Genomic DNA, 13,301 nt, shown 5'->3' on the forward strand with positions numbered 1-13,301 from the left:
CAGCGGAAGACGCACTCATAGGTGAAATCACACTGACTGAATGGCACTCCCAAAATGTTACCGCAAAACAGGAGGAAAACCTGTGATGACGACGCTCCTTCCCAATCTTACGGTCGCAGCCATCCTTTTCTCATCCGGTGTGACAAACGCAGACGATATCACCAAAGGCCAGTTGGCGTATGACACCAAGGGAACAAAGGTGACGCTTGTATATGAGCACCTTCTTCCCGATGTCCCCGGAAAAAGCGTCAAAGGCGTACTCGTCGAATACGCACCAGGTGGTTACAATTCTGCTCATACCCACGCAAAATCCGCGATCATTTATGCAACAGTCCTTAAAGGGGCCGTTTTAAGTGGCGTGAACGGTGGCGAGGCCAAGACCTTTACCAAGGGCATGAATTTCACGGAGTTGCCGGGTGACCAACATGATATCAGTGCTAATGCCAGCCAGACAGAACCAGCAAAACTACTTGCAGTCTTTGTCGTTGATACCGACGACAAGGCTTTGACAACACCTTTAAAACCCTGATTGAGCCGTGCCGGTTTCACTGCAGAACCCTTAAAAGCATTGAAGAAAAGCGGTAAAGCTCTGGCGTGACCGTTTATTTGACGGTCGCGCTTTTCGCGTGAATATTGTGACAGTCGTAAAAAAACAGACGGTTTTTTAAACCTGGATAGTGACGTCTCAGAGCGATATTGGCTATGCAGATCACGGATAAACCGCCATAACGTTGTGACAGCGCTCATACGTGAAAGTTGATCAAACACATGCCCCTGAAGATCACCTCAATGAAATTGCAGGGTCTATTTGTCGCCATTGCCACCCTGTTTACCTTTTCTACGGCACCAGCGATCAGTGCAGATAAAAACGAGGAGGGAACACTCCCCGTCCTGTTTGATACGCGCGAACGTCTACCGACTGCCAATCTATCAGATGTTGCCAGTATACGCTTTTTGATGTCGGTAGATTTTCCGCCCTTCAACTTTACTGACCAGAACGGCCGGTTGACCGGGTTTAATGTTGATCTTGTGCGCGAAGTCTGCGCGCAGCTGAAAATGGCTGCCAAATGCCAGATGCAGGCCCTGCCATTTGACGAACTGGAAGCCGCCGTTGAAATGGGCGAGGGCGACGCCGTTGTCTCCGGAATGGCTGTCACCGGTTCCTTGCGCCAGCGGTTTTCTTTTTCACGGCCCTACATGATGCTTCCCGCACGTTTTGTCGCCAACAAGAACGCCAAATTGCAAGGTCCTGCCACAACGGCTCTGGCTAACCGTAAAGTGGGCATCATCACCGGATCGCGCCATCAGGCGATGTTGAAGGCATTTTTCCCTGCCATCAACGCCACTGAATTTAAAAACTACGAAGAGCTGCTGGACGCAGTCAAAACCGAAACCGTTGATGCCGTGTTTGCCGACGGTCTGCGGCTACCATTCTGGGTATCTGGAACTGCCTCGGCGGGTTGCTGCGTGCTGTTCGACGGGCCCTACATGTCGGACAAATTTCTCGGCGAGGGTCTGACAATCATGGCAAATGATCCGGAAAATATTCTCGTTCCGGCCTTTGATCAAGCCTTGGCGACACTGTCACGCAATGGCAAGCTGGACGAAATCTACCGTCGTTATTTCCCTCGCGGACTCTACTGACAGCTAAGCAAAGGACGTTGTACGAGCCACCTTGCGCGCAACAAACAAAATGCCGGAAATTGGCTTTCCGGCTTCCATGCGAATTGTTGTGCGTGTGCTTTCGAGGAGGTTGAAACCTTTTTCTTTCAAAAGCTCCGCGACATAATCAAAGGAGTGCGCGTAGCGCAGCGACGGGCGAAGCACGAAGCCGACTTCATTGCCTGCATCTTCAACGGAAAAAGCAAACATGCCCTCCCGAGTAAGAAGGGTCGCAGCGAGGTCGAAAACCGTTTCAAGCCTGCCAAGGTATATTAATACATCAGCAGCGGCGACAAGGTCAGCGCGGTTTCTGGGAAGCATATCCGAAAAAAGAGCGGACTCTTCGGCGGCGAACGCAAGGTCTGCTTGACCTAAATAATCATAGATCCCTTTTTCATCCGCCTTGCACAGCATATTGCTAGATATATCGAACCCTTCCAGCTTTTCTGCCATGTGACGAATTTCCACACCGAATAATCCGGTGCCGCAGCCGATATCAACAGCGTCACGAAATATCGAACATGTGGCATTTTTTTCAATCAATGCCGCAAGTTCGGCAGGCACGGAATAGTCGAGCTTTTCAACCAATGCGGTCTCAAATCTGACTGCATATTCGTCGAACAATTCTTCGACATAACGACTTGGCGGCTGATCGGGCGTTTCAAGCGCACCCAGCACTGCCAGTTTCAGGCTGGCGGCGAATATACCTTCAAAGTCGAGCGTGACCACCTGCTGGTACGCGGATACTGCACCCTCCTTGTCACCAGCTTTCTCGTGATATTCCCCCAACCTGAACCAACCTGCAGTCCAGCTCGGAGCCAGGTCGAGAGCCTGCACCATAAGTTCGCTCGCAGCGGCAGGATCGCCACTTTCTGCGAGCATTCGGGCATAATCCGCCCGGCGGTCCACGATTACGTCACCGGAAGAAAACTGGTTTGAGGCCATTGCAATATCCTGAAGCGATGGCGCTATTTGCCCAAGTCACAAAAAAACTCAAGTCTTATTTCACTCACAGGTCACTCTTACACATAGAAAGAGGGTTGCAGGCAGGCGTTGCCTTTCATATCTCTGTCCCAAAAGGAGAACATAATGGCTGGTGACGTTAACAGGTTCCTGGGGGATAGCCCCGCTCGCACCGTATTGAAGCTGATGGTCGTATCATTGATCGTCGGTTTTTTGATGGCGATTTTTGGCGTTGACCCTTGGGATCTCGTCTATAGCATCCGCAATTTCATTCTCGATATCTGGCACAGTGGTTTTGCCGCACTGGGCAAAATTGGCGACTACCTGATACTGGGTGCAACCATCGTCATTCCGATCTTCATCATCCTGCGCATTTTCAGCTACCGCCGCTAATATGACTAGACAAGATATGTCACAAATCTCCCGCAGAAGCATTCTTGCCGTCTCTGCAACAATGTTGTTGTCGGCCTGCGTGTCGTCACGCGCGCCCAAGCTCACTGGCAACACGTCAGATGAAACCGGTGCCGCGCTTGCCATGGTCAACAAGCTGCGGAGTGATCGCGGCCTTGCGCCTCTCAGCCCGAATACCAATGCCCGCCAGGCTGCAACTGGTCAGGCCGTGCGCATGGCAAAGGCTGACAAGATGTCTCATCTGATCGGTTTAGGTGACAGCTTCCTAAGCCGCATGAAGAGCCACTCAGTGCCGCTACCGGCAGCAGAAAACATCGCCAGCGGACAGAATGAGGTCGAAAGGGCCGTTCAGGCCTGGATTGATTCGCCCAAACATCTGGAAAACATGCTTGGCAATTATCGTGGGCTGGGCGTTGCCGTTGCCAGAGACATGGCATCCGGAAACCGCCCCTACTGGGCAATGGTGCTTTCAAGCTGACCAAACAACAAGGGCGGTGTTTCCAACAGCGGAAAAACTGACAATTGGCTCAGTCGAGCTTTTTGCCAGCCCATTTCTCCACTGAGCTGTCGCGCAACTCCGCAATATTTTCCACCTTTTCACGGTCCAACAGGCCTGAAAGACCGCGGACGATACGGGAAGGCAAGGTCGGACCTTCATAGACCATGCAGGAGTAAAGCTGCAGCAGGTCAGCTCCGGCCCGGATCTTTTCCAACGCTGTTTCCGCCGAAGAAATACCGCCAGCACCGATAACAGGCAAAGTCTTGCCCACTCGCTGCCTGACTTTTGCCAGTACGATGGTTGAGCGTTCAAAAAGCGGAGTGCCGGAAAGACCGCCAGCCTCGGCATTGTGAGGACCGGGTTTCAAACCTGCGCGCGACAACGTCGTGTTGGACACGATCAAACCGTCAAGATCATGTAACAAGACTTCAGCCGCAATATCATCCAGACCTTCCTCAGTCAGATCAGGAGCGATCTTCAAAAACACCGGAATGCGTTTGCCGCTGGAGAGGGCAAGCTCATCGCGCTTGGAGAGAACGGCCGACAGAAGAACAGCAAGGCTTTCGCGTGCCTGCAAGTCTCGCAAACCGGGTGTGTTGGGTGAGGAAATATTGGCCGTAAAATAGGTCGCGACGGAATAGAAACGCTCTATTCCAGCAACATAATCTGCAACACGATCAGCGCTGTCCTTGTTTGCACCGATATTGACACCGACGACGCCGTTCAATCGCCCGGCCGACAGGCGTTCAAATGCCGCCTGATGGCCTTCATTGTTAAAGCCCATGCGGTTGATCACCGCATTGTCCTGCGTCAGTCTGAAAATGCGTGGCTTCGGGTTCCCATCCTGCGGCTTGGGTGTCAGCGTACCAACTTCGGTAAAACCAAATCCAAGCTTCAGCAGTGCGTTCGGCACCTCAGCGTTCTTGTCATAACCTGCAGCCATGCCCAGTGGGTTCGAAAAGCGGATACCCGCCACGGTCTGAACAAGGCGCGGATCGCCAGCAGGCGTACATCCCGGTACGAGGCCGGTTTTCAAAGCCTTGATCGACAGACCATGTGCTGTTTCAGGATCGAACATGAAGAGGCCGCGACGGCCAAGCGACGACAGAAAATCGTTCATTCTGCTAACTCCGGAAAAACATGCAGGCCATCGGCACCAAGCGGTAACGGCTTTTCCCACAAAACGGCATCAAGCGGCAAAGTGGCATAAAGGTGCGGGAACAGATCGCCACCTCTTGAGGGTTCAAAAACAAGAGCATTGCCCAGTTTGGCAGCCTCAACAGCAACAAGGAACAGATCACTCTGACCGGCGAAATGCCGTGCCGCAGTCTCAACAGCTTGGGCTGCCGTGGAAAAATGAATGTACCCATCCTGAAGGTCTATCGACGCCCCTTCAAACACACCCTTCTGGCGAGCAGATTGCCAGAGTGTTTGCGGCACGATCTTGTAAATGACGGAAGCCACCATGCGAGGACATCTCTGCGTGTGAGGTCAATGATGCCAGCCGATTTGCCTCAAAGGACTGACCTTGTCCATCTTTCATCACCAAGTTTTGCCGATTTCCGTTGGAAATAACCAACAAGGCGCTTTTCAAAGCCTGTGATCGGCAACATCATGCGCCATAGAGCCAGCAATCCAGTTGTATCTGCTGGCGGGCGAGATTAAACTTTCCCACTATGGGGCAAGCGAAAGTGTGCCCGTGCCCTTGGGAGGGGGCATCCCATGACGCAACTCACAATCATAATTGCAGACGATCACCCGTTATTTCGCGGCGCTTTGAAGCAGGCTGTGAATGGTATTGATGCGGAGCAGACAATCGTTGAAGCAGGGGATTTTGAAACAGCGCATAAAGCGGCATTGGAGCAAAAGGATGCCGACCTGCTGTTACTCGACCTTGCTATGCCAGGTGTCAGTGGCTTCTCGGGCCTGATGGCACTACGCGCCGAATTTTCCAGTTTGCCGATTGTCATTGTGTCAGCCACTGACGACACCACAACGGTCCGTCGTGCCATCGAGTTGGGAGCATCCGGTTTCATTTCCAAATCTGCCGGCATTGACGAGTTGCGCAAAAGCATCCAGACCGTTTTGAACGGCGGCATTTCTACACCGAACGGATACCAGGACGGACGCGAACACGATCCTGATATCGCCGATCTGATCAATCGTTTGCGGACACTGACCCCGCAACAAAGCCGCGTTCTCGGCATGCTTGGCGAAGGACTTCTTAACAAACAGATCGCTTACGCGCTTGGTGTGTCAGAAGCCACCATAAAGGCACATGTTTCGGCCATCCTGCTCAAACTCAAGGTAGATAGCCGTACGCAGGCTGTCATCCAACTATCCAAGATAAACAGTTCCGCCATGGTCGCGTAAGCAAGAAAAGGATTTTATTCCTCTACCGCTTTACTGTGGCCATCTGAATGTCTAATATGAAGCATGATGATAATAGGGGTTACTCGACGAGAAACCCCATTCACGGGTCCACACGCCAATGCTTTCACACGATGCGATCTGGAGCGCGATAGACAACCTCGCCGAACGCAATCAGTTGACCCCTTCCGGTCTTGCACGCCGGGCTGGGCTGGATCCTACATCATTCAACAAGTCAAAGCGCCTGGGGCCAGATGGTCGTCAGCGGTGGCCATCAACAGAATCCGTTTCCAAGGTACTGGAAGCGACAGGTGCAAGCGTTGATGACTTCTTCGGCATCGTTGTGACGAATGGCGGTGTGGATGCCGCTTTTCAGAACACCTCATTTTCAAGGACTGAACGCCGGTCAATCCCGTTGCTTGGTTTCGCGCAGGCAGGATCTGGAGGTTTTTTCGACGATGGTGGTTTTCCCGCAGGCCAGGGCTGGGACATCGTTGACTTTCCAACATCTCCAGCCGATAAATCAGGTGTCTACGCGCTGGAGGTCCAGGGCGACAGTATGATGCCGCTTTACAGGGATGGCGACATTCTCATTGTCGAACCCGGAGCGCAGGTCAGGCGCGGCGATCGCGTTGTAGTCAAAAGCCGTGACGGTGAGGTCATGGCCAAATTGCTTGCCCGTCAAAGCCCTCGCTCTATCGAACTGCTTTCACTCAACCCGGCTCATCCGAATCGCACATTCGATATTAGTGATGTCGAGTGGATCGCGCGTATTATCTGGGCAAGTCAGTAACCCCGATAAAGCCCTGGGCGTTCGCATATTGACCAAGTCGAGATACAAACGAAATCTGTTCGCTCCTTGCCCCTTCTCAAGCATATTAAAAAACCTGCCACCAACATTCTGTTTATTTCGCGCCAAAGGCTGCAGGAGAACGTTTTCTTGCCATTTTCACGATAGGTCAGCTTTGCTTACTTACTCTTCTTGATGAACCTGAAGACCCCATGCAAAATAGTAGGCAAAAAGGCCGAAAGGATGGGGAATGACAAAGTCCAAAAGCGTATATGGCATGTGGAAGTCTGACCCGTCGCACCATTCTGCGGTGGAAGACATTCAAGGCATATTCACGGGCAGCATTGTCTCTGCGCTTGGCTTTTATTTCATGAACAAGGTGGGTCTTTTGACTGGCGGCACGGCAGGTGTAGCGTTTCTCATCCACTATGCGTGGGGCGTCAGCTTCGGCCTGATGTTCTTCCTCGTCAACCTGCCATTTTACTACCTGTCCTTTAAACGCCTTGGCGCCGCATTCTCATTCAAGACATTCATCGCTATTGGTCTTGTATCAGTGATTACCGAACTGGAATCTCGAATGCTGGTCATCGAACACATCAACCCAATCTGGGCGGCGCTGGTCGGCGGATTGCTACTAGGTTATGGTCTGCTTGCCCTCTATCGCCACAGAGCAAGCCTCGGCGGCATTGGCATTCTGGCAATTTATATTCAGGACCGTTTCGGCATTCGCGCCGGGCTCATCCAGTTGGCCTTTGATGCAGTCGTCATGCTTTGCGCCTTTTCGGTCATTGATCCATTGACGGTTTCTTATTCCATCCTTGGTGCAGTGGTGCTTAATATTTTTCTTGCGATCAATCACCGCGCTGACCGCTACATCGTCGTTCGTTAATGCAGATTTTTTACTTTTTCTGCTGAACCAGATTATAATGTTTAGCATTCACCTTTTGAGATCTAAAAAGGGAGTGCACCATGCCAATTCTGACCCCGGAACTATGCCACGCAGCCCGTGCGCTTGTTAAGGCTGACCAAGCACTTTTGAGTGAAAAGTCAGGCGTGGCTCCAAACCTCATCAAGAGATTTGAAAGCGGCATTGAAACGCCGCCACAAGATGTGCTTTTTGCGTTGACATCAGCGTTGGAAGAACTTGGCGCAGTGTTTCTGCCTGAGGAGACAAATGGCATTGGTGTCCGCCTCAAATTCGATAAAGAGGAGAGACAAGAAATTGTTGGCTGGGAAGACGAAGGTGGACGACCAGCCGATGACAATGTTCCATAACTGTAAACAGGCCACAATCTCAAACAGGATTGTACTTCGTTAAAACAAGTGTCTTAACATCGTACCGAATATATTCTTTTGGTAGGGGTGTATTTACGCGTTATAAAACACATCTACCCTTTACATCCATGATAAGTTGTAAAGCATAATTAATTCAATTTTTAAATATGTCCGGCGAATATCGACATTCAGGGCGTATTCGGCGACATCGGTCACCTCCTCTCACAGCTTTATTGGGCTGTCATTCGGAAAGTGAAGACCCGAATATGAATGTCATTTCGGGGGAATCGCATGAAAGTTTCAATAAAACATACGCTTGTTCTGGCCTTTGTTGGCTTGAGCCTCGCCATTATCGGCCTGATGAGCAAAATGCTCGTACAGGAAATTGAAGCATACGATACCTCGACACGTCTCTCAGAACTCGCACAATTGGATGCCGCCTTGTTTGACGGCCTGCTTGGTCTGCGCGGTGAACGAGGGGCGATATCCTCAGCCATCAAACTCGAACCATCTGCAATGCAGTCGAGCCTTGTCAATCTGGAAACCGGCCGCACGCAGCTCGACGGGGCTCTGACCAAGATCAAGGAACTTGTTGACGGTGTCGGTTCCAGCGAAATCCGCACCGCGACCGGCCCAATACTCGACGCTTACAGCAAATGGGACAATTACCGCAAAGACGTCGATACGGCTTTGAAACAAGCTGTCGCCAATCGCGATCCAGCGCTCGGAAAACAGGTCCTGAGCCTCGCCGACAGCATGCTTCTGGATCTCGAAAAAGCGTCAGGTCGCGTAGAGGCGATTATCAATGGCCGCGAACCCGGCATGATCATGTTCACGCAGTTGCGCTCCTTAGGATGGCAGGCTCGCACACATGGTGGTGCCGCCAACTCGACACTGGTCGGCGGCTTGATTTCCAAGGAGCCATTAAGCGCAGAAAAACTGGCCGAAATCTCAGTCCAAGATGCCAAGGTCGAATTTGCCCGTGATGTTATCTCTCAGATCGTCAGCAGCCCAACGACACCTGAGCAACTCAAGAAGCAGTTCGATGTCGCTCAGACCACCTATTTCGGCGGCCCATATGCCGAACAGAAGGCAAAGGCACTTGCGGCCAACAAGAGCGGAACCGCAGTCGACATCAATGTTGACGACTGGCGCAAGGAAGCAGCTCCTGCACAGGCGTCACTTGCCGATATTGCGTCTGCAGCACTTGTTGAAATGACGAACTTCACGGCTGCCAACGCGACATCCGCGACACGTTCGATCATCGTCTATACCGTCGCAACAGTTGCGATGGCTGCCCTGTCACTCCTTGGCATCTTGATGATCATCTTCCGCATTACCAACCCGATTGGACAGTTGACCGGTATCATGCGCCAACTGGCTGGTGGTGATTTATCGGTTGTCGTTTCCGGCTCACGTCGCAGCGATGAAATTGGTGAAATGGCTCGCGCTGTTGAAGTGTTCAAAGATGCAGCGTTACACAACAGGGATCTGGAAAAACAGGCAGAAGAAACACGCCGTGCCTCCGAAGCCGAACGTATCTCCATCCAGCAACGCGCAGAACAGGAAGCGGAGGATCGCCTCACCAAGGCAACATCCGGCCTCGCAACCGGTTTGAAACGCCTTGCCTCTGGCGACATGCTTTGCGAAATCCATGAAAAGTTCAGCGAGCAGTTCGAAGCACTGCGCGAAGACTTCAACAGCTCGGTCCATCAGTTGCGTATAACGCTTGAACAGGTCAACCAGACAGCGCAAAGCGTCAGCAATGGCAGTGGCGAGATTTCAGCTGCCTCGGATCAACTTTCCAAGCGCACCGAACAGCAGGCTGCGTCTCTTGAAGAGACAGCAGCAGCGTTGGAAGAGGTCACCACCAACGTCAAACAAACCTCTGAACGCGCCGGTGAGGCACGTCAAATGGTCCGTCACGCCAGCGAACGCGCTATCGCGTCCAGCACAGTGGTATCAAGCGCCGTTGAAGCCATGCAAAAGATCGAAATGGCCTCAAGCCAGATCAGCAATATCATTGGCGTGATTGACGAGATTGCCTTCCAGACAAACCTCTTGGCACTGAATGCCGGTGTCGAAGCGGCACGTGCTGGAGAAGCGGGCAAGGGTTTTGCCGTTGTCGCACAGGAAGTGCGTGAACTCGCACAACGATCCGCGCATGCTGCCAAGGAAATAAAGGCACTGATCGGCAACTCTGAAGCCGCCGTCAATCAGGGTGTGACGCTGGTCAATGATACAGGCAGCGGGCTTAATGAAATCGCCCAGCTTGTCACTGCGATCAACGAACATATGGATGCCATTGCCACCGCCGCGCGCGAACAGGCGTCCGGCCTTTCGGAGATCAATACCTCCGTCAATCACATGGATCAGGTGACGCAGCAAAACGCTGCGATGGTTGAGGAAATGAATGCCGCCGGCGCTCATCTGGCGCAAGAAAGTGATCGTTTGTCAGATTTGCTCGCACAGTTCCGGATGCATGAAGGCAATGGGCGCAACAACGGCAATCATCGTCGTCATGCGGCCTGAGCACTAAAAACTTAAACCGCTCCGCAAAATCGGAGCGGTTTAAAACCAACTGGCAGCTTAGGCTGCAACTTCCGTGACAGCACCCTGCATGTAAGCGATAAGGTCCTCAATCGTCACGAGCAGAATATTGTGTTGTGCTGCAAATACTTCCAACTGCGGCAACCGGGCCATTGTGCCATCATCATTGGCAATTTCGCAGATCACGCCAGACGGCATTTTTCCAGCCAATCTGCACAAATCAACAGCCGCTTCCGTATGACCTGGACGGCCAAGAACGCCGCTCGGATTGGCACGCAGCGGGAAGATATGGCCCGGACGGGCGAATTCATCAGGCTTTGCAGCCGGATCAAGCAATGCTCTGACGGTCGCTGCACGATCAGCAGCAGAAATGCCTGTCGTGGTGCCTGCCAGATAATCGACAGAAACCGTAAAGGCAGTTTTCAACGACTCGGTATTGTTGGGAACCATCAATGGAATATCGAGTTCATCAAGCCGTGAACCTTCCATTGATACACAAATCAGGCCACGCGCCTTGCTCATCATGAACGCGATCTTTTCAGCCGTTGCGTCTTGCGACGCAAAAACAATATCACCCTCATTCTCGCGGTCCTGATCGTCAACGACAATCACCATTTCACCGCGTGCGATGGCCGAGATAGCATCTTCAATTTTAGAGATAGTCATTTCGTAGTCTTTCAAGGGTTGAGCCAGAACCTGGCTTATGTTGCGCCAACCGTGCATTGGGGCACTTCGGCAAAACTTCCCTTGGGCGAACAAACACTGCCCAACCACCCCGAGGGATGGCTGTCGTGACCTTGCTCTCTTCTATCCGGACTATACCGTCGGCTCCGGCATCTCACCGGATCTGCTGACCTCCCGGCAGAACCGGAAGCGCTCGCGGGCTCCGGGATTACTCCCGATACCGCCGGTGGGGAATTGCGCCCCGCCCTGAGAACAGGTCAAAGATAAGTCCATAGAATACAGAAATGCAAGGCGTACTGACCTAAAAAGCGAAAATTAGATCTTCGATACGCTGAACACTGCGTTGAATAAAAAAGATATCTAACGATCAAGCCGCGCGTAGCAGAATATAGTTGCCTACAGCGAACTTTCTCGGATAGGCGACGGCATGACTAACGCGCATGTATCAGGCGCTTTCGCGTGGAATCAATTTGCCCAGAAACAGCCGGTCGAAATCCTTGTCTTCGGCACTGCCCAACACCTCGACAAGATATTCAACCATGTCGGTGAGTGGCTGACGATAGGTCGTCAACCGGTAATTCGGGCTATCGGCTTGCGGTACATCATCGAAACCAGCAACAGCAATGTCCTCCGGTACTTTCAGCCCAAGTTTGTGTCTGATAACGTCGACAGCGCCCAACGCAAGCGCATCGTTTTCGCACACGATAATGTCGGGAAGTTCAGACAATTCGCGCGCCGACAGTGTTTTGGCGATAACATCCGCGGCAAGATCTGGATCATAGGCTGGAACGCTGGTCGATTCTGGTTCTTCACCAAAATGCTCGCGCCAATAATCGACAAAGGTTTCCTTGCGTAACAAATGCGCGGAATGGGTGCGGGGACCCGCCAGAAACATTGGCCTTTTGTAACCGCGACCACGAACGTAATTGGCGATCTCGGTCGTCGCATGCACGTCATCGACCGCAATGGAAATCGTATTCGGGTTCCACGATGTACGCGCGAAAATAATCAGCTTGCGAAACCGTCGCGCATGCAACGCAGTTTCCAGCACCTCATCATCAAATTGAATACCAATCAAGATAACGGCATCGACGCGTCGCTGGCTGGCATTAAGCAGAGCGTGCCCCGCATCATCCTTGTCCAATGTGTTGACGAGCAGAATGTCCCAACCCTCACGCCGCAATATGCGCGTAAGCCGCTCCATCATCACCAGTTTGTGCGGATTGGCGAAATCATCAATCAGCAGGGCAACGAGATTGGAGCGATCCGATGCCAGGCTCGCCGCACGCAAGTCGGGAACATATCCCAGCCGTTCCGCTGCAGACATGACCTTCGCCAGGCTTTTCGGAGAAATCGATGCGTCCTTGCGAAAGGCGCGGTTCACTGTCCAGCGCGACACGCCAGCTTCCACCGCAACATCATCCGCGGTCACGTTCGCGGCGAATAGAGGTTTCTTCTCTTGCGGCATAATCGTCTCCTCATAACCTTATGTCGCGTATCTCTCCTGATTGATAGCGCATTTTTGCACACGCCGTCATTTATTTTGCTCGCGGGAGCAATTTCCTGTTGCTCGCGGGAGCAAATGGGTGTTAGTCCTGTGTTACGGAAGCAGGAGGGCTTCCAATTCAGGAGGAATACAGTGCTTAAAGTTGCATTGCTCGGCGCTGGCCGCATCGGTCGCGTCCATGCTGTAAATATTGCCGCTCACCCAAGAAGCGAGCTTGTTGCGGTGGCAGACGTCAACACCGCAGCCGCGACAGAACTTGCAGGCCTTTACGGCGCACAGTCGCGTTCGATTGACGATATTCTTGCTGACAAGACCATTGATGCAGTGCTTATCGCGACATCGACGGACACGCATTCCGACCTCATCGAGCGCGCTACATCTGCAGGAAAGGCCGTATTGTGCGAAAAGCCGGTCGACCTTTCCCTGGAACGCGCCAAGACCTGCCTGAAAAACACAGAATCGTCCGGCAAGCCGGTGATGATTGGTTTCAACCGCCGCTTTGATCCAAATTTTGCCGCGGTTAAAGCATCGGTCAATGCAGGCGAGATTGGCAAACCGGAACTGCTATCGATCACCTCTTTCGATCCTGC

The 13,301-nt window shown here is 52.4% G+C and carries 14 protein-coding genes, 2 pseudogenes and 1 riboswitch; of the genes and pseudogenes, 11 read left to right on the forward strand and 5 right to left on the reverse strand.

The features are described 5' to 3' along the window. Positions 1-85 precede the first annotated feature (85 nt). Both RT613_RS21140 and RT613_RS21145 read left to right on the forward strand, forming a co-directional pair. Complete coding sequence (locus RT613_RS21140) at positions 86-529, forward strand: cupin domain-containing protein (protein WP_313618351.1); 444 nt, start codon at positions 86-88, stop codon at positions 527-529. Between the two features lie 239 nt (positions 530-768). Then, a complete protein-coding gene (locus RT613_RS21145) occupies positions 769-1,644 on the forward strand; it encodes a transporter substrate-binding domain-containing protein (RefSeq protein WP_409558876.1) in 876 nt (291 codons plus the stop codon). A 3-nt stretch (positions 1,645-1,647) separates the two neighbouring features. Here RT613_RS21145 and RT613_RS21150 read toward each other — a convergent pair whose 3' ends face one another. Further along, on the reverse strand, positions 1,648-2,607 hold the full coding sequence (locus tag RT613_RS21150; RefSeq protein ID WP_313618353.1) for a methyltransferase domain-containing protein: 960 nt from the start codon (positions 2,605-2,607) through the stop codon (positions 1,648-1,650). A 144-nt stretch (positions 2,608-2,751) separates the two neighbouring features. On the opposite strand from RT613_RS21150, the gene RT613_RS21155 reads away from it, so the two are divergent. Together RT613_RS21155 and RT613_RS21160 are read left to right on the forward strand one after the other, a co-directional pair. Then, complete coding sequence (locus RT613_RS21155; RefSeq protein ID WP_313618354.1) at positions 2,752-3,018, forward strand: DUF6460 domain-containing protein; 267 nt, start codon at positions 2,752-2,754, stop codon at positions 3,016-3,018. Positions 3,019-3,034: 16 nt separating this feature from the next. Continuing rightward, positions 3,035-3,514: a CAP domain-containing protein gene (locus RT613_RS21160; protein WP_409558877.1), complete on the forward strand. Its 480-nt coding sequence runs from the start codon at positions 3,035-3,037 to the stop codon at positions 3,512-3,514. A gap of 49 nt (positions 3,515-3,563) precedes the next feature. On the opposite strand, the gene RT613_RS21165 is transcribed toward RT613_RS21160, so the two are convergent. Together RT613_RS21165 and RT613_RS21170 are read right to left on the reverse strand one after the other, a co-directional pair. Further along, on the reverse strand, positions 3,564-4,655 hold the full coding sequence (locus tag RT613_RS21165) for a quinone-dependent dihydroorotate dehydrogenase (protein ID WP_313618356.1): 1,092 nt from the start codon (positions 4,653-4,655) through the stop codon (positions 3,564-3,566). Then, on the reverse strand, positions 4,652-5,002 hold the full coding sequence (locus RT613_RS21170) for a DUF952 domain-containing protein (RefSeq protein ID WP_313618357.1): 351 nt from the start codon (positions 5,000-5,002) through the stop codon (positions 4,652-4,654). The genes RT613_RS21165 and RT613_RS21170 overlap by 4 nt, the downstream gene beginning before the upstream one ends. A gap of 255 nt (positions 5,003-5,257) precedes the next feature. Here RT613_RS21170 and RT613_RS21175 point away from each other — a divergent pair, with 255 nt between their 5' ends. The 6 genes and pseudogenes from RT613_RS21175 to RT613_RS21195 all read left to right on the forward strand — a co-directional run bounded on the left by RT613_RS21175 (position 5,258) and on the right by RT613_RS21195 (position 10,502). Continuing rightward, a complete protein-coding gene (locus RT613_RS21175) occupies positions 5,258-5,908 on the forward strand; it encodes a response regulator transcription factor (RefSeq protein ID WP_313618358.1) in 651 nt (216 codons plus the stop codon). Positions 5,909-6,026: 118 nt separating this feature from the next. Then, positions 6,027-6,231, forward strand: a pseudogene (locus RT613_RS23900) (helix-turn-helix transcriptional regulator); the annotation flags it as partial. Between the two features lie 77 nt (positions 6,232-6,308). Beyond that, positions 6,309-6,698: pseudogene (locus RT613_RS23905) on the forward strand (helix-turn-helix transcriptional regulator); the annotation flags it as partial. A gap of 247 nt (positions 6,699-6,945) precedes the next feature. Further along, positions 6,946-7,584: a YitT family protein gene (locus RT613_RS21185; RefSeq protein WP_313618360.1), complete on the forward strand. Its 639-nt coding sequence runs from the start codon at positions 6,946-6,948 to the stop codon at positions 7,582-7,584. A gap of 80 nt (positions 7,585-7,664) precedes the next feature. Next, positions 7,665-7,970: a helix-turn-helix transcriptional regulator gene (locus RT613_RS21190; protein ID WP_313618361.1), complete on the forward strand. Its 306-nt coding sequence runs from the start codon at positions 7,665-7,667 to the stop codon at positions 7,968-7,970. 291 nt (positions 7,971-8,261) lie between these two features. Continuing rightward, positions 8,262-10,502 (forward strand): methyl-accepting chemotaxis protein, encoded by a 2,241-nt coding sequence (locus tag RT613_RS21195; RefSeq protein WP_313618362.1) that lies wholly within the window; start codon positions 8,262-8,264, stop codon positions 10,500-10,502. 57 nt (positions 10,503-10,559) lie between these two features. Here the strand turns inward: RT613_RS21195 and ribB are convergent, their stop codons facing one another. After that, positions 10,560-11,186: a 3,4-dihydroxy-2-butanone-4-phosphate synthase gene (gene ribB, locus RT613_RS21200; RefSeq protein WP_313618363.1), complete on the reverse strand. Its 627-nt coding sequence runs from the start codon at positions 11,184-11,186 to the stop codon at positions 10,560-10,562. Between the two features lie 129 nt (positions 11,187-11,315). Then, a riboswitch (FMN riboswitch) is annotated at positions 11,316-11,462 on the reverse strand. 187 nt (positions 11,463-11,649) lie between these two features. Next, on the reverse strand, positions 11,650-12,672 hold the full coding sequence (locus tag RT613_RS21205) for a LacI family DNA-binding transcriptional regulator (protein ID WP_313618364.1): 1,023 nt from the start codon (positions 12,670-12,672) through the stop codon (positions 11,650-11,652). Between the two features lie 171 nt (positions 12,673-12,843). On the opposite strand from RT613_RS21205, the gene RT613_RS21210 reads away from it, so the two are divergent. Beyond that, a partial coding sequence (locus tag RT613_RS21210; protein ID WP_313618365.1) for a Gfo/Idh/MocA family oxidoreductase occupies positions 12,844-13,301 on the forward strand: 458 nt, incomplete at its 3' end.

The organism is Agrobacterium sp., assembly GCF_032092815.1.
GTDB lineage: Bacteria > Pseudomonadota > Alphaproteobacteria > Rhizobiales > Rhizobiaceae > Agrobacterium.

Coding starts and splice junctions, on each gene's coding strand:
- RT613_RS21140 (WP_313618351.1), top strand. CDS start 86: ATGACGACGCTCCTTCCCAATCTTACGGTCGCAGCCATCCTTTTCTCA.
- RT613_RS21145 (WP_409558876.1), top strand. CDS start 769: ATGCCCCTGAAGATCACCTCAATGAAATTGCAGGGTCTATTTGTCGCC.
- RT613_RS21150 (WP_313618353.1), bottom strand. CDS start 2,607: ATGGCCTCAAACCAGTTTTCTTCCGGTGACGTAATCGTGGACCGCCGG.
- RT613_RS21155 (WP_313618354.1), top strand. CDS start 2,752: ATGGCTGGTGACGTTAACAGGTTCCTGGGGGATAGCCCCGCTCGCACC.
- RT613_RS21160 (WP_409558877.1), top strand. CDS start 3,035: ATGTCACAAATCTCCCGCAGAAGCATTCTTGCCGTCTCTGCAACAATG.
- RT613_RS21165 (WP_313618356.1), bottom strand. CDS start 4,655: ATGAACGATTTTCTGTCGTCGCTTGGCCGTCGCGGCCTCTTCATGTTC.
- RT613_RS21170 (WP_313618357.1), bottom strand. CDS start 5,002: ATGGTGGCTTCCGTCATTTACAAGATCGTGCCGCAAACACTCTGGCAA.
- RT613_RS21175 (WP_313618358.1), top strand. CDS start 5,258: ATGACGCAACTCACAATCATAATTGCAGACGATCACCCGTTATTTCGC.
- RT613_RS21185 (WP_313618360.1), top strand. CDS start 6,946: ATGACAAAGTCCAAAAGCGTATATGGCATGTGGAAGTCTGACCCGTCG.
- RT613_RS21190 (WP_313618361.1), top strand. CDS start 7,665: ATGCCAATTCTGACCCCGGAACTATGCCACGCAGCCCGTGCGCTTGTT.
- RT613_RS21195 (WP_313618362.1), top strand. CDS start 8,262: ATGAAAGTTTCAATAAAACATACGCTTGTTCTGGCCTTTGTTGGCTTG.
- ribB (WP_313618363.1), bottom strand. CDS start 11,186: ATGACTATCTCTAAAATTGAAGATGCTATCTCGGCCATCGCACGCGGT.
- RT613_RS21205 (WP_313618364.1), bottom strand. CDS start 12,672: ATGCCGCAAGAGAAGAAACCTCTATTCGCCGCGAACGTGACCGCGGAT.